Source organism: Proluteimonas luteida (assembly GCF_021191695.1).
Taxonomy (GTDB): domain Bacteria; phylum Pseudomonadota; class Gammaproteobacteria; order Xanthomonadales; family Xanthomonadaceae; genus Luteimonas; species Luteimonas luteida.
Genome location: NZ_JAIWPT010000017.1, coordinates 1 through 21,406, shown reverse-complemented (window position 1 = coordinate 21,406; position 21,406 = coordinate 1). Strand labels below are relative to the sequence as shown.

The following is a 21,406-nucleotide window of genomic DNA, read 5'->3' as shown; positions in this document are numbered from 1 at the left end:
CGCGAGTCCATACATCGGGCGGGGTCTCGACCGCCCCATGCCCCGCCGCCGAACGTTACGGCGCCTCGACCGCGTAGCCCTTCTCCGCCAGCTTCGCCAGATAGCCGTCCGGCGAGAGCACCAGCGACATCGGCAGGGTCGCGAAACTGGTGGCGTTGTCGGCCAGCGCCTGCTCGGCGGCCGCCAGCCAGCGCGTTTCCAGTTGCTGGTCGATGTCGGTGATGCCCAGGCGTTGCGCGATGCCGCTTTCGGTCAGCACCCGCATGCAGGCCGCGAACTGGCTCTGCGTCGGCAGTGCGCGCAGCGCCTCGATGTCGCCGGTCGCCCACGCATTGGCGCGCTCGCCCATGCGCTGCAGGTCGTGTTCGATCCGGGCCAGCGTGCGGTCGAAACAGGCCACGTCGTCGAGCGGGCCGCTGCCGAACTCCCGGATCAGTGCCTTCGGGTCCTCGACCTTGATCTCGACCGTCGTCGACACCACCGGAATGGCATGCGCCTTGGCGACCCGGGCGACCAGCGGCTGGACCACGCTGTCCTGGCGCAGGCCGACCTGCTTGATCGCATCGTTGTAGAGCTCCTGCGAGGCGAAGATCGGCCGCCAGCGCTCGACCCGGTTGCTGGCGCCCATGTAGCGCGCCTTCAACGACTGCCAGCGCGCATAGGATTCCGCCGGCACCACGTCCGCCAGACGCTTGCCGCCGGGATTGCGGCGCGCGCGCAGCAGCGACGGCACCAGCATCAGTCCGCGGAAGGCACCGATGTCGCTGCCCATCGAGACCGCGGGCGAGGCCAGGATGACCGTCGACTGCGCGGCCACCGTCTCCACCTCGTTCCACATCCAGTCCATGCGGCGCGGCAATGGCGAGACTTCGCCGAGCACGTACAGCGTGTGCCCGTCGCGGGACACGCGCCACAGGCCCGGGCCGGGCTGTACGCCGGATACCACTACCACGCCCATGTCGACGATGTCGTCGTCTTCCGCGACAAGGGTCGCGACGATGCCGTCATCGACACCCGAATCGCCACCGGGGCCGGAACCGGGCTCGACAGGCGCCTGCGGGAAGGCGGACAGCCAGGCGAGGCACAGCCCCAGGGCCATCAGACCGCGCGTGATCGAACGTGGCGACATTCCCTGTGCTCCGGTGACGGGATCGGGCGATTACACCCGCCGCGCAGCGGGGCGCGCAAGCGCCGATCGGCCACCATCGCCCGGATCGCAACGATCGCGTTCCGTTTCGTTCAGCAAGCCTTTGGCTTCCGGACTAGCCCAGGACGGCCGACGGCGGACGGCGCGGGGAGTACGGAAGCGTCGGTCCACGGCCGAAGCGCAACACGAGGTCCGGCCGCATGCCCGGCACCCCGACGAGCGCAGCCAGTTCAGGACGGAACGCCGCCACCTCGACGGGCTGGTTGACGTAGGCGTGCTTGAGCCCGAGCGTGGTCGCGGCCAGCGCGAACCGCTGACAGGCACGACCGACGGCGACCCAGTGCGCCCTGTCCTCGCGTTCGGCGAGGAAGACCGCGATGCCTGCCGAGGAATCGATGTGCCGGGCGCATTTCTCGTTCTCTGACGCGGCATTGACGAAGACATCGAAGGCACGGCGCCCCAGGAAGTCCGGCAGCGACGGATTGCCGGTCGCGGCCGACAGCAGGCCGTCGCCCGTCGCCATGGCGCTGCGCGGATTGAAGCGCAGCCAGGCCTTCAGCTCGTCCCTGAAGGCGGGATCGGCCATCTGCGCGTCATTGCCGGCGACGACCAGGTCGCGCACCCGGTCGACCTGCGCGCGATCGGTCAGGATGAGCATGCGTACGCCCGGCATGCGGGCGGCGCGCTGCAGCGTCTCGATGTCCGCGGCGGCAACGGGGCGGCCGTCATACAGGGCGCGCGTGGACTGCCGTTGCGGAATCGCCGCCAGCAGCGGGTCGGGACGCGACCCGGATTCGATGTAGGCATAGCGGACGCTGCCGTCTTCCTGCGGCATCAATTCACCAGGCCGCCCGCTCGCGGCACCGGCGATGGCCAGGTTCTCGGCGGCGCAGCCCAGGCTGACGAACAGGTGATGGTCGTCCGGATCGACCGCGGGCGTGGCGCGCGACAGGTCGGGCAGGATGTCGAGCAGGGCCGGCCCGGCGCGGAAGCGCCAGGGCTGGGTGTTGTGGCTGTTGGCGGCAAGCGTCGCGTAGCGGACGAGGTCCTCGATCCCGGCATGCGCCGGCAACGGCGCCCGCAGTCTTTCGGTATAGGCCTGGTAGTCGCCCGCAGAACCGACCGCCGAGCGCCAGCCCAGCGCGCCGGCCCCCGCCAGCACGACCGCACCGCCGACGCCGGCCAGCACGTTTCGCCGTTTCATCGCATCCTCCTGGTCGAAGCCACTGTACGCCCGTGGCGTGACAGGGCATTGACTTCGGTCAACCTAGCGGAGAACAGTCCTACGCAACCGGCAAGCGCTTCCGACTCGATTTCTCGACATGACAGGGGAAGACGGCTGCCCGGACCTTGCGTAGGTCGGCCCCACGCGGCCGACGTGCGCGGCGTTTCGGGTTCGCGAGGCGTCGTGGACTCCGCCGATCCGGCCCAGCCGGAGGCTCCGCTGTCGGGAGCGTTGCCCCGACCTATGATCGAGGAATCCCGAAAACCGGAGAAGCACAAAAAAACCCCTGAAGACCAGGGGTTTTCCGGTGTCCCGGATGGCTCCGGGCGAAATGTAATGGTCGGGGTAGCCGGATTCGAACCGACGACCACTTGTCCCCCAGACAAGTGCGCTACCAGGCTGCGCTATACCCCGGAATCGGAAATTATACCGGGCCTCGGGGATTTCCCCTAGCCTTCGCTCTGCTGACCTGCGCTCAACGCTTCAGCAGCTGCAGCACGTCCTCGAGCTCCATGCGCACCTGGCGCACGATCTGGCTGCTGAGTGCGGATTCCTGCTTGGCGCCCTCGCCCTCGAGCCGCAGGCGCGCGCCGCCGATGGTGTAGCCCTGCTCGTACAGCAGGCCGCGGATCTGGCGCACCATCAGCACGTCGTGGCGCTGGTAGTAGCGGCGGTTGCCGCGGCGCTTGACCGGGCTGAGGCTGGGGAATTCGGTCTCCCAGTAGCGCAGCACGTGCGGCTTGACGTCGCACAGCTCGCTGACCTCGCCGATGGTGAAATAGCGCTTGGCCGGGATCGGCGGAAGCTCGCGGTTGCTGCCCGGGTCAAGCATGCGCCGCTCCGCCTTGGCCGCTGCCGGCGTAGGCCTCGACGCGTTCCTTCAGCTTCTGGCCCGGGCGGAACGTGACCACGGTACGCGCGGAGATCGGGATCTCCTCGCCGGTCTTGGGATTGCGGCCGGGGCGCTCGTTCTTGCGGCGCAGGTCGAAATTGCCGAAGCCCGACAGCTTGACCTGGCGCCCGCCCTGCAGCGCCTCGCGCAGCACGTCGAAGAAGGCGTCGACGAATTCCTTCGCCTCGCGCTTGTTCAGGCCGACTTCCTCGTAGAGCTTCTCGGCCATGTCCGCCTTGGTCAATGCCATGCTGATTACCCCTGCGTCCTCAGCCTCTGATCTTCGCGTCATGCTCGCGCTGCAGCGCGGCGATCACGTCCGTTACCACCGCATCCACATCGCGGTCGGTCAGGGTGCGCGAATTCTCCTGCAGGATCAAGCCCATGGCGAGACTCCTGCATCCCGGTTCGACCCCCTGCCCGGCGTAACGGTCGAACAGCCGCACATCGGCCAGCAACGGGCCCGCGGCCGCCCGGATCGTCGCCTCGAGCGCCGACCAGGGCACCGATTCGGCGACCACGACCGCCAGGTCCCGGCGCACGGACGGGAATTTCGACAGCGCGCGCGCGCGTGGCAACGGCCGCCGGCGCAGCGCCTCGGCATCGAGTTCGAATGCGATCACCGGCACGTCGATGTCGCGGGCGCGCAGCAGGCGCGGATGCAGCTCGCCGATCCAGCCCACGCGCACGCCGTCGCGCAGGACGTCGGCCGAACGGCCGGGATGCCCGAATGGGGCGGTTGCGCGCACGAACGCGAGCGTCGCGCCCGACAGCGCGGCCAGGCTTTCCAGGTCGCCCTTGAGGTCGAAGTAGTCGGCCGGGCGCGCGGCCTCGCCCCACTGCTCGCCGCGGCTGTCGCCGGCGACCGCGGCGGCGATGCGCGGCGTCTCGACCGGCGCATCGCCTTGCGTGCCGGCGGCGGCGAACGCCTTGCCCAGTTCGAACAGGCGCACGCGCGACTGCTGGCGCGCGAGATTGCGCGCCAGCGCGTCGACCAGCCCGGGCAGCAGCGCGGTGCGCATCACGCCGAGCTCGGCGCTCAACGGATTGGCCAGCGGCACGCTGCCGGCCTCGAGCTGCCAGTCGCGCAGCAGGCTTGCGTCGACGAAGGCGTAGTTCACGGTTTCCAGGCAATCGCGCGCGACCAGCTGGCGGCGCAGCTCGGCCTCGGCCAGCTGCGTTTCACTGGGAGCGGCAATGCGGGCCGCGCCTCCGGGCAGCGTCGTCGGCACCCGGTCGTAGCCGTGGATGCGCACGATCTCCTCGATCAGGTCCTCCTCGATCGCCAGGTCGAAGCGGCGGGTCGGTGCGGTGACCTGCCAGCCGTCGGCGGATCCGGCGACCTCCAGCCCCAGCGCGCGCAGGATGCGCGCGACCTCGGCATCGCCGATCGACAGGCCGAGCACGCGCTGCAGCCGCGCGCGGCGCAGCGGGATGACCCGCGGTTGCGCCAGGTGCGCGTCGAGCTCGGCCGCGACCACGGGCCCGGGCACGCCGCCGGCGACGTCGAGGATCAGGCGCGTCGCCCGCTCGATCGCGGCGGCCGGCAGTTCCGGATCGACGCCGCGCTCGAAGCGGTGCGCCGCGTCGGTGTGCAGGCCCAGCCGGCGGCTGCGGCCGATGATCGCGTCGGGCGCGAAATGCGCGGCCTCCAGGAACACGTTGCGCGTCGCATCGGTGACCCGGGTGTCGAAGCCGCCCATCAGGCCGGCCAGCGCGACGACGCGGCTTCCATCGGGACCGCTCTCGTCGGTGATCGCCAGGAACTGCTCGTCGAGCGTCGCGTCGCGGCCGTCGAGCAACTTCAGCGTCTCGCCCTTGCGCGCGCGACGCACGCCGACCGGGCCGTGCAGCAGGTCGCGGTCGAAGGCGTGCATCGGCTGGCCGAGTTCCAGCATCACGTACTGGGTGACGTCGACCAGGAAGCTGACCGGGCGGATGCCGCTGCGGCGCAGGCGCTCGGCCATCCACAGCGGCGTCGGCCGGCTCGCGTCGACGCCCTCGATGACGCGGCCGAGGTACCGCGGCGCATCGGCGCCGGCGTCCAGCGTCACCGCCAGCCGCGCATCGGACTGCGCGGCGACGGGCGCGGCGACGGGCGCGGCGTCGAGCGCGGCGACCTGGCTGCCGAACGCCGCGGCGACGTCGAACGCGATGCCGCGCACGCTGAAACAGTCGGCGCGGTTGGGCGTGAGCTTGAGCTCGAACGTCGCATCCGGCAGCCCGAGATAGCCGGCCAGCGGCGCGCCGACGGGCGCGTCGTCCGGCAGTTCCAGCAGGCCGGATGCATCGGCGTCGACGCCGAGCTCCTTCGCCGAGCACAGCATGCCGTTGGAGGCGACGCCGCGCAGCTTCGCCGCCTTGATGGTGATCCCGCCAATCCGCGTGCCGATCGTCGCCAGCGGCGCGACCAGCCCCGGCCGCGCGTTCGGCGCCCCGCAGACGATCTGCAGCGGCGCATCGAGGCCGGCGTCGACCTGGCAGACCTGCAGGCGGTCGGCCTCGGGATGCTTCTCCGCGGACACGATGCGCGCGACGACCACGCCGTCCAGCGCCTCGCCCAGCGGCGTGATGTCCTCGACCTCGAGGCCGATCGCGGTCAGCGTCGCGGCCAGTTGCTCGCGGGTCGCATCGGTCTTGACGTGCTGGCGGAGCCAGTTTTCGCTGAATTTCATGCTGAAATTCCGTGATTCGTGATTGGTGATTCGTGATTCGTGATTCGAAAAAGCGGCATCTCCGCGATCGGTGGACGTGCGCGTGATCCGCTGCTACGAATCACCAATCACGAATCACCAATCCCGTTTCTCAAGCAAACTGCTTGAGAAACCGCACATCGTTGTCGAAGAACGCGCGCAGGTCGTCGACGCCGTAGCGCAGCATCGCGAAACGCTCGACGCCGAGGCCGAAGGCGAAGCCGGTGTAGCGTTCCGGATCGATGCCAGAGGCCTTGAGCACGTTCGGGTGGACCATGCCGCAGCCCAGCACCTCGAGCCAGCGCGTGCTGCCGTCGGCCTGCTGCCAGGCGATGTCGACCTCCGCGCCCGGCTCCACGAACGGGAAGTAGCTCGGGCGGAAGCGCATCTCGAAATCGCGCTCGAAGAACGCGCGCACGAACTCGGCCAGCGTGCCCTTGAGGTCGGCGAACGTCGCGCGCTCGTCGACCAGCAGGCCTTCGACCTGGTGGAACATCGGCGAATGCGTCTGGTCGCTGTCGGAGCGGTAGACCTTGCCGGCCGCGATCATGCGCAGCGGCGGCGCGCCGCCGTCATCGACAAGCCGGCCCATGTAGCGCACCTGCACGCCCGAGGTATGGGTGCGCAGCAGGCGCCCGTCCCCGAAGTAGAAGGTGTCGTGCATCGCCCGCGCGGGGTGGTGCGGCGGGAAGTTCAGCGCCTCGAAGTTGTGCCAGTCGTCCTCGATCTCCGGGCCGTCGGCCAGCTCGTAGCCCAGCCGCGCGAAGATGTCGGTGATGCGCTCGAGGGTGCGACTGATCGGATGCACGCCGCCGGTGCCGGCATCGCGTCCGGGCAGCGAGACGTCGATGGTCTGCGCGGCCAGGCGCGCCTGGAGCGCGGCATCGTCGAGCGCGGCCTTGCGCGCGGACAGGGCCTGCCCGACGGCGTCCCGGGCGCGGTTGATCGCCTCGCCGGCGGCCTTGCGCTGGTCGCCCGGCAACGCCCCCAGCGCCTTGAGCTGCGCGGTGATGCTGCCGCTCCTGCCGAGCAGCGCGACCCGCAGCGCCTCCAGCGCCTCGGGCGTCTGCGCCGCCCCGATGTCGGCCAGCGCCTGCGCCGACAGTGATTCGATTCCGCTCATCGCTCTACGCACCCGTCATTGCTGGGGAAGGCCGGCCACGCGACCCTTGCGAGACATTCGCACGCGGCACCGGCGGCGCCGCAAAAAACAATGGGGAAGGACTTGCGCCCTTCCCCACGTGTCCGGCGGAGCCACTCCGCCATGCCGCTTTACGGTGGAGACAGCGGCCTCAGGCCGCCAGCGCGCCCTTCGCCTTGTCGGCGAGCGCGGTAAAGCCGGCGGCGTCGTGCACGGCGATATCGGCCAGGACCTTGCGGTCCAGGGTGATACCGGCCTTCAGCAGGCCGTTCATGAAACGGCTGTAGCTGATGCCGTTGGCGCGTGCGGCGGCGTTGATGCGGGTGATCCACAGCGAGCGGAAATTGCGCTTCTTCTGCTTGCGGCCGATGTACGCGTACTGCTCGGCCTTGATGACGGCCTGCTTGGCGACGCGGAAGACCTTGCGGCGGGCGTTGTAATAGCCCTTCGCGCGGCCGAGGACCTTCTTGTGACGGCGGCGTGCCTGCACACCACGTTTGACTCGTGCCATGGTTCAGTCCTCCTCAGAGATACGGCAGCATGCGGTCGAGACGACCGCTGTCGCACGCCGGGATGTGGTTCGTCTGACGGAGATTGCGCTTCCGCTTCGTCGACTTCTTGGTGAGGATGTGGCTGCGGTTGGCATGGCCGGCCTTGTACTTGCCGGAAGCGGTCTTCCGGAAGCGCTTGGCCGCACCCCGATGCGTCTTGATCTTGGGCATTGCGATTGTCCTTGGTAGGTCTCTTGTGACTGGCCCGGGCGCCATCCTCAGGCCGGCGACGTTGTCGCGCGACCCGGACGGGCTTTCCATCCTGCCCCTGCCGGTTTCAAACCTTTGATTCCCCAAGGGAATCAAGGCGGTCCTGGTGACACGTACAGCGCTCCGGCGAACCGGAGCCGGCCATTATGCCGGCCTTGGGTTTGGCTTGCAAATCATCGGGTTGGGGCGGGCTGGGGGCTGCACTTGGCTGGCGCAGACAGTTCCGCAGGTCCGAAAACGAAGAGAGGCGCCTTGCGGCGCCTTCCCTCACCCTCAACCCTCTCCCGCACGCGGGAGGGGAACGGGACGTCTTTCGCGCCGGAGGCGCGAAAGATCATTTCTTCTTGGGGGCGATCATCATGACCATCTGGCGGCCTTCGAGGCGCGGGCGCGACTCGATGACGATGTCGTCGCCCAGATCGGCCTCGATGCGCGCGGCCATCTCGCGGCCCAGCTCCTGGTGGCTCATCTCGCGGCCACGGAACCGGATGTTGACCTTGATCTTGTCCCCTTCCTCCAGGAAGCCGCGCATCTTGCGCAGCTTGATCTGGTAGTCGCCCTCGTCGGTCACGGGGCGGAACTTCAGTTCCTTGATCTCCTGCTGGCGGGTCTTCTTCTTCGCCTCGTTGGCCTTCTTCTGCTGCTCGAAGCGGAACTTGCCGAAGTCCATGATCTTGCAGACCGGCGGATCCGCGTTCGGCTGGATTTCCACCAGGTCGAGACCTTCTTCCTCGGCTGCCTTCAGCGCTTCGTCGCGCGAGAGGACGCCGATCATTTCTCCGTCGGAACCGATCACGCGCACACGGGGTACGCGGATGTCCTGGTTGCGCCGATTCTGCTTGTCAGGGGTGCTAATACTGCAATCTCCAATATGGAACATGCCGCCGGCTCGTCAGCTGGCGGGGCGACCGGCGCGGCCAATGGTGGACCCGCGCCGGTGAAGAACTCATGCTGAAACGGGCTCCGCGCGAAGGCGCGAAACAAAGTCGTCGATCGACATCGTGCCCAGATCCTCCCCGGCCCTCGTCCGAACGGCGACTGCGCCGTTTTCCTTCTCGCGGTCCCCAACCACGAGCAGATACGGTACCCGCAGCAGCGTGTGCTCGCGAATCTTATAGCCGATTTTCTCGTTCCGCAAATCGGCCTCGACCCGGACCCCTTGATTTGCAAGGGATTTCCTTACGTCGGAAACGAAATCCGCCTGCGCATCGGTGATGTTCATCACCACCGCCTGCACCGGCGCCAGCCATGCGGGGAAGGCGCCGGCGTGATGTTCGATCAGGATGCCGATGAAGCGCTCCATCGAGCCGACGATCGCCCGGTGCAGCATCACCGGCACCTGCTTCTGGCTGTGCTCGTCGACATACTCCGCGCCCAGGCGCGCGGGCATCATGAAATCCACCTGCATCGTGCCCAGCTGCCAGGTGCGGCCGATCGCGTCCTTGAGGTGGTACTCGATCTTCGGGCCGTAGAACGCGCCCTCGCCCGGCAGTTCCTCCCAGGCCACGCCGCAGGCCGACAGCGCGTTGCGCAGCGCGGCCTCGGCCTTGTCCCAGGTGGCATCGTCGCCGAGCCGCGACTCGGGACGCAGCGCGATCTTGATCTGGATGGCGTCGCTGGACGCGCTGCCGAAGCCGAAGGTCTCGTAGACCGCCAGCGCCTGCCGGTGGAACGCGGTGACCTCCGACTCGATCTGCGACTCGGTGCAGAACACGTGGCCGTCGTCCTGGGTGAAGCCGCGCACGCGCAGGATGCCGTGCAGCGCGCCGGAGGGCTCGTTGCGGTGGCAGGAGCCGAACTCGCCGTAGCGGATCGGCAGGTCGCGATAGCTGTGCAGGCCCTGGTTGAACACCTGGACATGGCCGGGGCAGTTCATCGGCTTCACCGCGTAGGTCCGCTTCTCGGACTCGGTGAAGAACATGTTGTCCTTGTAGTTGTCCCAGTGGCCGGACTTCTGCCACAGCGAGACGTCGAGGATCTGCGGGCAGCGGACCTCGCCGTAGCCGCTGTCGCGGTAGACCTTGCGCATGTGCTGCTCGACCACCTGCCACAGCGCCCAGCCCTTCGGGTGCCAGAACACCAGGCCCGGCGCCTCCTCCTGGAGGTGGAACAGGTCCTGCTGCTTGCCGATGCGGCGGTGGTCGCGCTTCTCGGCCTCCTCGATGCGCTGGATGTAGGCCTTGAGCTGCTTGTTGTCGGCCCACGCCGTGCCGTAGATGCGCTGCAGCTGCTCGTTCTTCGAGTCGCCGCGCCAGTACGCGCCGGAGATGCGGGTGAGCTTGAACGCCTTGAGGAAGCGCGTGTTGGGCACGTGCGGGCCGCGGCACATGTCGACGTATTCCTGGTGGTGGTAGAGGCCCATCTGCGTGACCTCCGGCCCCATGTCGTCGATCAGGCGCAGCTTGTAGTCCTCGCCGCGGGCCTTGAACGTCTCGATGACCTCCGCGCGCGGCGTCATCTTCTTGACCACGTCGTACTCGGTGTCGATCAGCTCGCCCATGCGCTTCTCGATCGCCGCCAGGTCCTCCGGCGTGAACGGGCGCTCGCTGTAGATGTCGTAGTAGAAGCCGTCGTCGATCACGGGGCCGATGACCATCTTCGCGTCCGGGTACAGCTGCTTGACCGCATGGCCGACCAGGTGCGCGCAGGAGTGGCGGATGATCTCGACGCCTTCGGCATCCTTCGGGGTCAGGATCTGCAGCGTCGCGTCGTGGTCGATGATGTCGCTGGCGTCGACCTGGCGGCCGTCGACCTTGCCGGCGACGGTCGCCTTGGCCAGGCCCGGGCCGATCGACTGTGCGACCTCGAGGACGGAAACGGGATGGTCGAATTCGCGGCGGCTGCCGTCGGGGAGCGTGATGGTGATCATTTGAAAGCCGTGATTCGTGAATTGGTGATTGGTGATTCGTGGAAGCGGCGATGGCTCTTTCGAATCACCAATCACCAGTCACGAATCACTGCGCTTCGCGCAAACAAAAAGCGCCACGAGGGCGCCCTGTCGGGAGACCTCAAGCGCGATCAGCGGTGGGCGATGGTAGTGCTCATGTCGCACGCTCGGCCGGCGGAGGACCGCGGACCACCTGTTCCAGGGAAGCGGGACCCCGATTCTAGCGCGGAATGCGGCCGGCGGCAGCCCGGACCGGGCCGGACCTCCCTGGGTGGCGCAGGGGAGCACGTCGGGCGCGGAATCGACCCCGGCGCTCAGCGTCGCACGCGCGACGCCGCCGGCCAGCAGTGCAGCGCGTCGACCGGCACGCCGACCCGTGCGCAGGCGCGCTGCGCGATGCCGTCGGACAGCGCGCGCCGGAACAGCGGCGACGATGCACGCAGCACCCGCGCCGAGGCCCCGGCCTGCATCCGCTGCGCCGGTGTACGCCGGAGCAGGCCGGCCGCCCACTCCGGCAGCAGCGCCGCACCGGCGCCCAGGAAAAGCCCGCGCGACAGGCCGGCCGCCGGCACCGGCAGCCGGATCGTGCCGAGCACGGCCAGCACCTCGCGCGAGCGTGCATCGAAGCGGAGTTCGGCCTGGATCTGCTGGAAATACGCGTCGACGGCGGCCGCCGAGTCCGGCACGTCACGGGCGCCCAGGGCTTCGGCGACGCGCCGCGATTCATCGAAGTAGCGGTCGGCGGCGCCTTCGGGCAATGGCGTCGGACTGTAGCGGCGATAGCCCTGCAGGAAGCCGAAGGCCTCGGTCACGTGGACCCAGGTCAGCAGCCCGGGATCGTCCGCAGCATAGGGCTGGCCGTCGGCGGTGGTGCCGCGGACGCGGCCGTGGATCGCCGCGACATGCGCGATCAGGCGCTGCGCCTCGGCCTGGCCGGCGTAGGTGGTGCCGGCGACGAAACCGGTCGTGCGCCGCAGCCGGCCGACCAGATCGTCGCGGAAGCTGGAATGGTCCCAGACCCCGGCCAGCGCGCGCGGGTGCAGCGTCTGCAGCATCAGCGCGCACAGGCCGCCGGCCAGCATGCCGGGGAACTCCGCGTGTATCCGCCAGGTGGCGCTATTGGGCCCGAACAGGCCGGGATCGCCCGGCGGATGCGCATAGTCGATGCCGCTCTGTCCGCGCGGGAACGCACCCAGCACCCAGGCGCGGATGCGCGCGGTCAGCGGTTGCAGCAGCGGCGATGCGGATGCCATGCCGCGATGCTAGGGCCTGTCACCAAATGCCGGGTAGTCCTCACTGGTTCTTGCCCGCATCGCCTGACCGGCCCGTTGCATCATCGGGGAACCCGGGGCGGCGATCCGTCACCGCCGTCGACGCCGTGGTCCCGCCGGTGGAGGCAAGGCCGCCGGAGATCGTGCGCGGCCAGCATCGCGTCGAGACGGCGCTGCACGCCGACCCGCTCCGCATCGGTCGTCGCGCGCGCCAGGATCTGCCGCGACAGCGCATCGAACTGCGGCCAGAACGCCTCGCGCACGCGCAGCTTCTCCAGCCACACCGGCAGCATGGCCGCCAGTGCGTCCAGCGCGTGCTCGAGTTCCGGCCGCAGCGCCATCAGGGATCGCCGCCATCGCCGTCGCGCGGCCACTGCAGCACGACCTCGTGCACCGCGTCGGTGGATTGCAGCGCGATCGCCAGGCCGTCCTGCCTCGCGCCATCGAGCCACAGTGCCGCCGGCCCTGCATCGACGTGGACGACCTCGATGCGATACAGCGCCGCGCCGTGCCGCAGCTGCATCCGGTAGCCGGGCCACGCGGCGGGCATGCACGGCACGATCCGCAGGGTGTCGCCACTGCGCTGCAGGCCGAGCAGCGACTCGGTCAGCAGCCGGTACATCCAGCCGGCGGAACCGGTGTACCAGGTCCAGCCGCCACGACCGACGTGCGGGGCGACGCCATAGACATCGGCCGCCAGCACGTAGGGCTCGACCTTGTAGACGGCCGCCCCCGTCGCATCCGCGGCGTGGTGCACCGGATTGATCATGCGCGCCAGTTCCCAGGCGCGCTCGCGGTCGCCGAGCGCGGCGAAGGCCATCGCCGACCACACCGCGGCATGGGTGTACTGGCCGCCGTTCTCGCGCACGCCGGGTACGTAGCCGCGGATGTAGCCCGGGTCGTGCGTGGTCCGGTCGAACGGCGGCTCGAGCAGCTGGATCAGGCCGGCATCGCGCTTGACCAGGTGGGCATCGAGCGCAGCCATCGCCCGGCGCGCCCGCGCGGGGTCGGCGGCGCCCGACAGCACCGCCCAGCTCTGCGAGATCGAGTCGATCCGGCATTCGTCGCTGGCGTGCGATCCGATCGGCGTGCCGTCGTCGAACCACGCGCGCCGGTACCAGTCGCCGTCCCAGGCGTGCGCCTCGAGGTTGGCCTGCAGCTGCGCGGCGGCCTCCCGGCAGGTGGCGGCGAAGCCGGTGTCGCCACGCGCCTCGGCCACGGGGGCGAAGCGCTGCAGCACGTCGAACAGGAAGAATCCCAGCCACACGCTCTCGCCGCGCCCGCCCTCGCCGACCCGGTTCATGCCGTCGTTCCAGTCGCCGGTGCCGATCAGCGGCAGTCCGCGCGCGCCGAGCAGCGACATGCCGCGCTGCAGTGCGATCACGCAGTGGTCGTAGAACGACTGCACGCGACCCGACGGCATCGGCAGGTCGTAGTACGACTCCTCGTCGGGATTGACCAGCCTGCCCTCGATGAAGCCCACGCGCGCGTCGAGCACGCTGTCGTCGCCGGTGACGTCCAGGTAGCGGCACGCGGCGAGCGGCAGCCACAGGTAGTCGTCGGAGCAGCGCGTGCGCACGCCGCGGTCGGCCGGCGGATGCCACCAGTGCAGCACGTCGCCCTGCGGGAACTGGTGCGCGGCGCTGAGCAGCAGGTGCGCGCGGGTCAGCGCCGGCAACGCGTGCACGGTCGCCATCGTGTCCTGCAGCTGGTCGCGGAAGCCGAACGCGCCGCCGGACTGGTAGTAGCCGCTGCGCGCGACGTAGCGGCAGGCCAGGGTCTGGTAGAGCAGCCAGCCGTTGACCAGCAGGTCGGTGGCGGGCTCCGGCGTTTCCACCCGCAGCGTGCCCAGCGCATGCTGCCAGTGCAGGCGGACCGCCTCGAGCGCGCCGCGGGCGGGCATCGAGCCGCGCAGCCGCTGGGCCAGTTGCAGGGCCGCGTGCATGTCGTCGCCGATGCCCAGCCGGAACACCGTCTCGGTGGCCTGCGCCGGCGCCAGGTCGACCTGCACCTGGATCGCCGTGCACGGATCGAGCCCGGCGCCGAGCCGGCCCGACAGCCGCTCGCGCCGCATCGCGTCGGGGTCGCGCAGGCTGCCGTTGCGGCCGAGGAACTCGGTGCGGTCGGCGGTGAAGCTGCGGCGGTCGCCGTCGACGTCGAAGAACGCGACGCGGCCGGCGAACTCGGTGTTGTAGGGATTGCGCGCGGTCAGCACGCCGCTCGCCGGGTCCTGTTCGCTGACCACGTGCATCTGCGATTTCACCCGGATGTCGCCGAGGATCCATTCGACGTAGCCGGTCGCCGACAGGCGCCGCGCACGCCCGGACAGGTTGCGCAGCTTCAGCACCGAGAACTTCACCGCGTCGCGCAGGGCCACGTAGACCCACAGCTCGCTGGCGATGCCATCCTCGACATGCGCGTAGACGCTGTAGCCGAAGCCGTGGCGGGTGCGGTAGGCGCCGTGCCCGCGCCTGGGCAGCGGCATCGGCGACCAGACATGGCCGCTGTCCTCGTCGCGCAGGTAGAAGGCCTCGCCGCCGGTGTCCGACACCGGGTCGTTGTGCCAGGGCGTCAACCGGAACTCGTGCGCGTTCTCGAACCAGGTGTAGCCCGGCGCGCTCTCGCTGACGACGGTACCCAGCGCCGGGTTGGCCATGACGTTGGACCATGGCGCGGGCGTGCTGGCGTCGTCCTCGAGCACGATCACGTATTCGCGGCCGTCGGCGGCGAAGGCGCCGGTGCCGTTGTCGAACAGCAGGTCGTCGGCGACCGTCCCGAACGGCCACGAGGCGTCCGCCGCGTCGGCGGGCCCAGGCGGCAGATCGTCCAGTCCACCGCTGCCGTGCAGACCGCCGGCGTCGCGCCCGGCCGCCGGCACCGGGTCGGCGAGTTGGGTCAGCAGTAGCGGCACGTTGCGTTCGGGCACCACGTGGCGGCCGACCTGCGCCGCCAGCGTGCCGTGCTGGTCGCCGACGATCACCCGTGCCACCGACTGGATCAGGATGCGGTCCTCCTGGGAGATCTGCTGCGCCGGCCGCACGAAGATGCCGCCGGGGCGATCGAGCACGTTGCCTTCCGGCCCGGCCGAGACCAGTCCCAGGATCTGCTCCTGCAACTGCTGCCGGTAGCCGGCCTGGTCCTCGTTCCAGATCACCAGGTCGACATGCAGGCCCTTGAGCCGCCAGTAGGCATGCGCCTGCACCATCTGCCGCACCAGCTCGATGTTGTCGGCATCGGCGATCTGCACCAGCACGATCGGCAGGTCGCCGGAGATCGAGTGCCCCCACAGCCCCGACTGCCCGCGCCGGTTCTGCAGCAGCACGGCGCTGTCTGCGCGGAGGAACGGGTGCGCGAACACCATCAATCCCGCGATGCGCTCGTAGAGCTGCGCATCAGCCTGCGAGGCATTGATCTGCCGGCGCACGACCTGGCTGTGGGTCCAGGCGAGGTCGAACACGCGGTCGGCGAGGCGCCGGTCGCGGTACTTGTCGATCAGCGCGGCGCAGGCCTCGCGGTCGTCGCCGACGCCGGTCACCAGGTCGAGGATCGCGGTCTGCTCCGGCGCCAGGGTCACCCGGATGCGGATCGCGACGATCGGGTCGAGCACCGAGCCGGCGGTGTCCGACAACGGCCCGGACGCGGCCATCGCCTGCGGCGCACGCGGGGTATTGCCGCGCCCGAGAAAGCGCGCGCGGTCGGTCTCGTAGGAGATCGTGGTGATGTCGGCGCCGTGCGCCGCGACCAGGTGCAACATCCAGGGCGGCAGCTCGTCCTGCGCGCGCGGACGGCGCGTGCACAGCAGCGCCTGCTTGTCGCGCACGATCTCGGTCTGCACGAACAGGTTGCTGAAGGCCGGATGCAGTTCGTCGGCGATCGCCGGTGCCAGTACCACCTCGGCGTAGGTGGTGATCTCGACGGTGCGCGGACGCCGGGAACGGTTGCTCAGCCGCAGCCGGCGCAGCTCGATGTCGTCCTCGGCCGAGATCGCGATCTCCAGGTGCGTCTCCAGCCCCGACTTGCGCCCGCGGAACTCGGCCTTGGCGTCGGAGAAGATCGCCTCGTAGTGCTCGACCGGCACGCAGGTCGGCTGGTAGGCGGCGGACCAGAACAGGTCGCTGTCGACGTCGCGCAGGTAGCAGAAGCTGCCCCAGTGGTCGCGGGTACCGTCCTCGCGCCAGCGGGTGACCGCCATGTCGCGCAGGCGCAGGTAGCTGCCGCCGGCACTGGTCAGCAGCGCATGGAAGCGGCCGTTGGACAGCATCTGCACCGCCGGGCGCGCGGTGTCGGCGGTGCGGAACACCCGCAGCCGGGTCTCGTTGACCGCGCTCGCGGTGCGGACACCGACCGACACCGCCTCGTGCGGGCGGAACACCCCGGTCCGCGGCACCCGCTCCTGCAGCAGCAGCAGCGTGGCCTGGAACTCGGCATCGGCGACGAACCGCCGCTGCATCGGCTGCCCGCACAGCAGATGGTCGAGCGCCAGCAGGCCCATGCCCTGGTGATGGGCCATGAACGAGCGCACCACCGCATGCGTCTGCCCGACCGGCAGCCGGTTGGCGGTGAAGTCGATCGCCTCGAACAGCCCGAAGCGTCCCGAGAAGCCCATCGCATCCAGGCGCTGCAGGTTCTGCGTCGCCGCCTCCGGTTCGACCATCAGCGCCATCATCGTCGCGTAGGGGGCGATCACCAGGTCCTCGCCGAGCCCGCGCTTGAGGCCGAGCCGTGGCACGCCGAACGCGCGGTACTGGTAGTTCATCCGCGCATCGACGGCGTTGTAGCCGGACTCGGAGATGCCCCACGGCACGTCGTGCTGGCGGCCGTAGGCGATCTGCGCGCGCACCGCGTGCCGCGAGGTCTGGTCCAGCAGCGTGTCGGGATAGCTCGGCATCACCAGCTGCGGCATCAGGTACTCGAACATCGAGCCGCTCCACGACAGCAGCGTCGCGTCGCCGTCGACCTCGGTCAGCAGCCGGCCGAGCGCGAACCAGGTGTCCTGCGGCAGCTGGCCCTGGGCGATGGCGACGAAGCTGCACAGCCGCGCCTCCGACGCAAGCAGGTCGTAGTGGCCCTGGTCGAGCCGGCGGTTGTCGACGTCGTAGCCGATCGCCAGCAGGTGCCGCGCCGGATCGTAGAGGAAGCCGTACTCCATCAGCGAGAACTGGCCGGCGACGTGCGCGAGCCGCTCGAGCTCGCGGACGCGGGCGCGAGCGAGCTCGCGCACCGCGCGATCGCGGGTCGGCGCGCACAGCTCGCGCAGCGACGGCAGCGACGCGGCGCTGGGATCGTCCGCGGCCCCGGGCTGCGCATCCGGCGACGGCAGCAATGCCAGCAGCAGGTCGCGCGCGTCATGGCAGCCGGCGTGCAGGCGCCCGCACCAGTACGCCGGGTCGTCGCCGCACATGTCCGCACCGGACGAAGGCGGTGCCATCCCGAGCAGCGGGTCGGCCAGTGCCAGCAGCGCATCGAAGGTGTCGCGCGCGGCGTGCAGCGTCGTCGGTGGCGACACGATGGCGATCTCCAGCCGCGCCGCGAACGCGGCGATCGCGGCGTCCCAGGCCTCGCCCCATGCCGCGTCCGCCTGTTCCTGCGCGTCGGCGGCCTGCACCAGCACGCCCAGCGTGTCGGCCAGTCCGGCGAAGGTCCGCGGCGCCAGCACCGGCGCGTCGATCATTGTCAGCAGTCCTTGGCGCAGGGTCAGCAGATGGCCTGCGAGATTGCCGCTGTCGACCGTGGACACGTAGTGCGGCGGCAGCGGCGCCAGGGTTTCGGTGTCGTACCAGTTGTAGAAATGCCCGCGATGCCGGGGCAGCAGGTCCAGCGTGGCGAAGACCCGCCGGGTGCGATCGGCCAGCGCGTCGGCCTGCAGGTAGCCGAAGTCCCACGCGGCCAGGTTGGCCAGCAGCGACAGGCCGATGTTGGTCGGCGAGGTGCGCCGCGCGACGACCAGCGCGGGATGCTCCTGGATGTTGTCCGGCGGCAGCCAATGGTCCTGCTCGCGGATGTTGACCTCGAAGAACGCCCAGGTCCGCCGCGCCAGCCGGCCCAGGAACGCGCGTTGCGGCGGCGACAGCTGCGCGCTGCGCTGCGGCGGCGCGCGCCCGAGCCACGCCATCAGCGGCGGCGATGCCGCCCACAGCGCCAGCACCGGGCCGGCGACCCACAGGACCTGCGGGTTCACCCGCCACAGCGCCGCCGCCACGGCAAGCGACAGCAACGGGGCGATCCACATCGTCCGCAGCTCCGCCGCCACGCCGCTGCCCAGCGCGCGCTCGACCTCGCTGGACGGATTCCACTGCAGCAGATGACGCCGGGTGACGAGCGTCCGCCACAGCGTCGTCACGATCGCCGACAGGCTGAACATCGCCTCGTACGGCAGGCAGGCGAAGTTGACCACCGCACGCAGCAGACCGCGGCCGACCGCGTCGCCGACCTGCAGCAGGTGGGTGTCCAGACGCATGTCCGGCGGCTTGGACAGCAGGTCGCGCAGCGCGGGTACCAGCACCGGCGCGAAGAACACCGTCATCAGCCAGAAGGTCCACGCCCAAGGCGACGCGAGCGTCAGCCAGCCGAGCAGCAGCAGCGCGAGCAGCGATGCCGGCACCAGGCTGCGGCGCAGGTTGTCCACCAGCTTGCCGCGCGAGAGCCAGGACAGCGGATTGCGCACGCGTGCCCCGCTGGCGGTCGGCACCCACGGCAGCAGCCACGGCAGCAGTTGCCAGTCGCCGCGGATCCAGCGGTGGCGCCGCTTGACGTCGGCGGCGTAGCGCGACGGGTGGTCCTCGTACAGGCGCACGTCGCTGACCAGCCCGGCGCGCGCATGGCAGCCTTCGAGCAGGTCGTGGCTGAGGATTCGGTTGTCCGGGAAACGGCCCTGCAGCGCCTGCTCGAACGCGTCGACGTCGTAGATGCCCTTGCCGACGAACGAGCCCTCGCCGAACAGGTCCTGATAGACGTCCGACACCGCGCGCGTGTACGGGTCGATGCCCGGCTCGCTGCCGAACATCCGCGCGTAGCGGGTGATGCGGCGCCCGCCGAAACTGCTGCCGATGCTGGGTTGCAGGATGCCGTAGCCGCGCGAGACGCGGCCGCGCTGCGGATCAAAGCGCGCTCGGTTGAGCGGATGCGCCAACGTGCCGACGAACTCGCGCGCGGCGTCGCGCGGCAGGCGGGTGTCGCTGTCGAGCGTGATCACGTAGCGCACGCCCGCCAGCACCGCGGTGTCGCCGACGATCTGCTGGAACGCACCCGCATCGCCGCCGCGCAGCACCCGGTTCAGCGCCGCCAGCTTGCCGCGCTTGCGCTCGTGGCCGATCCAGCGGCCTTCGCCGGCATTCCAGGTCCGCGGGCGATGGAACAGGAAGAAGCGGTCGCCGTCGAGCGTCGGGCTTTCGGTCGGGTAACGCTGGTTGAGCGCCGAGATCCGTGCGACCGCATGCGCCAGCGTCGCCGCATCGTCCGGCAGCTGCGACTGGTCGGCATCCGGATGGTCGCTGAGCAGCGCGAAATGCAGATGCGGATCGCGGTTGGCCAGGAACCGCACCTCCAGCCCCTCGACCAGCGCGTCGACCTCGGCGGGGTCGCCGAACATGCACGGCACCACGACCAGCGTACGTGCGCCCACCGGAATGCCGTGCGAGAAATCCAGCCGCGGCAGCGGCCTGGGCGGGACGACGACGGTCGCCAGCCAGTTGACCAGGGCGATGCCGAGCTCGCTGAACACCAGCACGCCCAGCGCCGCCAGCAGCCACGCCGGCGCCCACGCCACATCGCCCACGCCCTCGTGCCCCAGCATGCCGCTGGTCGCCAGCGCGACGATCACCGCGATGAGGGCGAGATACAGCGGCAGTGGCACGGTGCGCGGCGCGACACGGATCGGCCTGCGGCCCCGCGCGGCGCCCAGTGCCTGCGCGGTCTGGCCGACTCCGTCGTCGACGAGGTAGTAGCCGACGTGCGCCTCGATGGTATCGGCCGGATGCGCCTGCGCCAGCTGCACGGTGGCCCGGGCGACGTCGGTCTCGCTGGCACCGGCGCGCCGGGCGATCCGTTCCACCGCATGGCGGTAGTGGTCGCGGGTGCTGAAATCCATCGACCGGTAGGTCGCGCCGGGATCCTGGCGCAGGATCGCATCGACGTGACTCATGCTCTCGACGTAGTCGCGCCAGTCCATGGTCGCCAGGAACCGCAGGCTGCCGATGCTGTTGCCGATCGAGACTTGGTTGGCGGCCTGCTGCTGGCTCTCGACATGCACCAGCGCCTCGATCCGCAGGCCGTTGTCGGTCAGCCACTGCTCGACCCAGGTCAACGGCATCGACAGCAACGCCCCGCGCCCCTGCAGGCCGCGGGTCAGCTCGGCCACGAACGCGCCGGTCGCCGGCGGCTTGCTGCGCGCCATGTCGGCGACCACCAGCACGACATCCTTCGGCGCGCGCGCCGCCGTGGCGTTCAGGCGTTCCGCCCAGCGCCGCGCCAGCCGGTGGTCGCGGCCGTCGCGCATCACCCGCACCGCCATCCGGCGCAGGTTCTCGATGACGGCCAGGCGCAGCATGATCGGGATCGCCCACAGCTCGCCGAGCGTCAGCGGTGTGACCGACTGGTAGGCAGCGACGAAACGGCGCAGGGTCGTGGCGTCGACCTGGCCATCGCCATGCGCCACCGCTTCCATCGCCAGGTCGTAGACCCGCGGCAGGCCGGCCGACGGTCCCTGCGACAGTGCGGGCAATTCGCGGCTGTAGCCCTTGGGCAGATGCCGGCGTGCCAGCCGCACCTGTTCCTCGACCAGATGGAAATTGTCGAGCAGCCACTCCCCGGCCGGCGCGATGCGGACATCGTCGCGCACCATCGCCGCCAGGAACGTGCGCGCATCGTCCAGCAATGCCGCGTTGTCGCCGAGCCGCGCCAGCAACCGGTCCGGTACCCGACCCGGGTGCACGCGATGGGTCAGCGCCAGCGCCTTGCCGTGCAGCGCCATCTGTTCCGCACTGAACAACTGCGCGCGCAACGGCGCCTCCACGTCCAGCGTCGCCGGATCCGCGGGGCGTTGCGAACGCGCGAACAGGCCGCGCAGCCGCGGCCAGCGGCGGGACATCCTCGACGAGGCGGCCATTGAGGGTCCTGTCAGGCCGAACGCCTGTGTTGCGTCAGCATCGCACCGTGCGTCGGCTTTGCGCGTGACGATGCGGCAGCCCGCCTCCCACAGGGTTCCGTCCAGATGGGCGTAGGACGGGTCTCGACCCGCCTTCGCGTCGACCGGCCCGGCGGGTCAAGACCCGCCCTTGTGTCTTGGAGTCAGCCCTGATCAGGCAGACTCTCCCGGTGATCCGGGAGGTTCCGACGATGCCGTACCCGCCCTGAAGCCATCGAGCTTGTTGCGTAGATTCGGCACGTCGGAA

General features: G+C 70.0%; 13 protein-coding genes and 1 tRNA gene. All 14 read right to left on the bottom strand.

The window, feature by feature from the left end; translation table 11 throughout:
* Positions 1-55 precede the first annotated feature (55 nt).
* The gene (locus LDO26_RS14405) at positions 56-1,129 is read right to left on the bottom strand and encodes a TraB/GumN family protein (RefSeq protein WP_232131790.1); all 1,074 of its coding nucleotides are present in this window, start codon (positions 1,127-1,129) and stop codon (positions 56-58) included.
* A gap of 133 nt (positions 1,130-1,262) precedes the next feature.
* On the bottom strand, positions 1,263-2,351 hold the full coding sequence (locus LDO26_RS14400) for an Acg family FMN-binding oxidoreductase (protein WP_232131789.1): 1,089 nt from the start codon (positions 2,349-2,351) through the stop codon (positions 1,263-1,265).
* Positions 2,352-2,709: 358 nt separating this feature from the next.
* A tRNA-Pro gene (locus LDO26_RS14395) sits at positions 2,710-2,786 on the bottom strand.
* A 61-nt stretch (positions 2,787-2,847) separates the two neighbouring features.
* A complete protein-coding gene (locus LDO26_RS14390; protein WP_047136502.1) occupies positions 2,848-3,204 on the bottom strand; it encodes a MerR family transcriptional regulator in 357 nt (118 codons plus the stop codon).
* Positions 3,197-3,514: an integration host factor subunit alpha gene (locus LDO26_RS14385; protein WP_232131788.1), complete on the bottom strand. Its 318-nt coding sequence runs from the start codon at positions 3,512-3,514 to the stop codon at positions 3,197-3,199. The genes LDO26_RS14390 and LDO26_RS14385 overlap by 8 nt, the downstream gene beginning before the upstream one ends.
* Positions 3,515-3,533: 19 nt before the next feature.
* Positions 3,534-5,939 carry a phenylalanine--tRNA ligase subunit beta gene (pheT, locus tag LDO26_RS14380; protein ID WP_232131787.1) on the bottom strand — a complete coding sequence of 802 codons (2,406 nt, stop codon included), beginning with the start codon at positions 5,937-5,939 and terminating at the stop codon, positions 3,534-3,536.
* 130 nt (positions 5,940-6,069) lie between these two features.
* On the bottom strand, positions 6,070-7,080 hold the full coding sequence (pheS, locus tag LDO26_RS14375; RefSeq protein ID WP_232131786.1) for a phenylalanine--tRNA ligase subunit alpha: 1,011 nt from the start codon (positions 7,078-7,080) through the stop codon (positions 6,070-6,072).
* Positions 7,081-7,249: 169 nt separating this feature from the next.
* Entirely contained in the window at positions 7,250-7,609 is a 360-nt protein-coding gene (rplT, locus tag LDO26_RS14370; RefSeq protein ID WP_232131785.1) for a 50S ribosomal protein L20, read from the bottom strand.
* A 13-nt stretch (positions 7,610-7,622) separates the two neighbouring features.
* Positions 7,623-7,820, bottom strand: coding sequence for a 50S ribosomal protein L35 (rpmI, locus tag LDO26_RS14365; RefSeq protein ID WP_232131784.1), 198 nt, complete (start codon positions 7,818-7,820; stop codon positions 7,623-7,625).
* A gap of 373 nt (positions 7,821-8,193) precedes the next feature.
* Positions 8,194-8,739, bottom strand: a complete 546-nt coding sequence (gene infC, locus LDO26_RS14360) for a translation initiation factor IF-3 (protein WP_232131783.1) — start codon at positions 8,737-8,739, stop codon at positions 8,194-8,196.
* 66 nt (positions 8,740-8,805) lie between these two features.
* Positions 8,806-10,728, bottom strand: coding sequence for a threonine--tRNA ligase (thrS, locus tag LDO26_RS14355; protein ID WP_232131782.1), 1,923 nt, complete (start codon positions 10,726-10,728; stop codon positions 8,806-8,808).
* A gap of 332 nt (positions 10,729-11,060) precedes the next feature.
* Positions 11,061-11,999: an oxygenase MpaB family protein gene (locus tag LDO26_RS14350; RefSeq protein WP_232131781.1), complete on the bottom strand. Its 939-nt coding sequence runs from the start codon at positions 11,997-11,999 to the stop codon at positions 11,061-11,063.
* Positions 12,000-12,079: 80 nt separating this feature from the next.
* On the bottom strand, positions 12,080-12,358 hold the full coding sequence (locus LDO26_RS14345) for a hypothetical protein (RefSeq protein ID WP_232131780.1): 279 nt from the start codon (positions 12,356-12,358) through the stop codon (positions 12,080-12,082).
* On the bottom strand, positions 12,358-21,102 hold the full coding sequence (locus tag LDO26_RS14340; RefSeq protein WP_232131779.1) for a glycoside hydrolase family 94 protein: 8,745 nt from the start codon (positions 21,100-21,102) through the stop codon (positions 12,358-12,360). The genes LDO26_RS14345 and LDO26_RS14340 overlap by 1 nt, the downstream gene beginning before the upstream one ends.
* Positions 21,103-21,406 lie beyond the last annotated feature (304 nt).

What these genes read in the sequence shown, in the direction of transcription:
- pheS (WP_232131786.1), bottom strand. Translation starts at nt 7,080, where the DNA reads ATGAGCGGAATCGAATCACTGTCGGCGCAGGCGCTGGCCGACATCGGG.
- thrS (WP_232131782.1), bottom strand. Translation starts at nt 10,728, where the DNA reads ATGATCACCATCACGCTCCCCGACGGCAGCCGCCGCGAATTCGACCAT.
- LDO26_RS14350 (WP_232131781.1), bottom strand. Translation starts at nt 11,999, where the DNA reads ATGGCATCCGCATCGCCGCTGCTGCAACCGCTGACCGCGCGCATCCGC.
- pheT (WP_232131787.1), bottom strand. Translation starts at nt 5,939, where the DNA reads ATGAAATTCAGCGAAAACTGGCTCCGCCAGCACGTCAAGACCGATGCG.
- LDO26_RS14385 (WP_232131788.1), bottom strand. Translation starts at nt 3,514, where the DNA reads ATGGCATTGACCAAGGCGGACATGGCCGAGAAGCTCTACGAGGAAGTC.
- LDO26_RS14340 (WP_232131779.1), bottom strand. Translation starts at nt 21,102, where the DNA reads ATGTCCCGCCGCTGGCCGCGGCTGCGCGGCCTGTTCGCGCGTTCGCAA.
- LDO26_RS14345 (WP_232131780.1), bottom strand. Translation starts at nt 12,358, where the DNA reads ATGGCGCTGCGGCCGGAACTCGAGCACGCGCTGGACGCACTGGCGGCC.
- infC (WP_232131783.1), bottom strand. Translation starts at nt 8,739, where the DNA reads ATGTTCCATATTGGAGATTGCAGTATTAGCACCCCTGACAAGCAGAAT.
- LDO26_RS14400 (WP_232131789.1), bottom strand. Translation starts at nt 2,351, where the DNA reads ATGAAACGGCGAAACGTGCTGGCCGGCGTCGGCGGTGCGGTCGTGCTG.
- rplT (WP_232131785.1), bottom strand. Translation starts at nt 7,609, where the DNA reads ATGGCACGAGTCAAACGTGGTGTGCAGGCACGCCGCCGTCACAAGAAG.
- LDO26_RS14405 (WP_232131790.1), bottom strand. Translation starts at nt 1,129, where the DNA reads ATGTCGCCACGTTCGATCACGCGCGGTCTGATGGCCCTGGGGCTGTGC.
- LDO26_RS14390 (WP_047136502.1), bottom strand. Translation starts at nt 3,204, where the DNA reads ATGCTTGACCCGGGCAGCAACCGCGAGCTTCCGCCGATCCCGGCCAAG.
- rpmI (WP_232131784.1), bottom strand. Translation starts at nt 7,820, where the DNA reads ATGCCCAAGATCAAGACGCATCGGGGTGCGGCCAAGCGCTTCCGGAAG.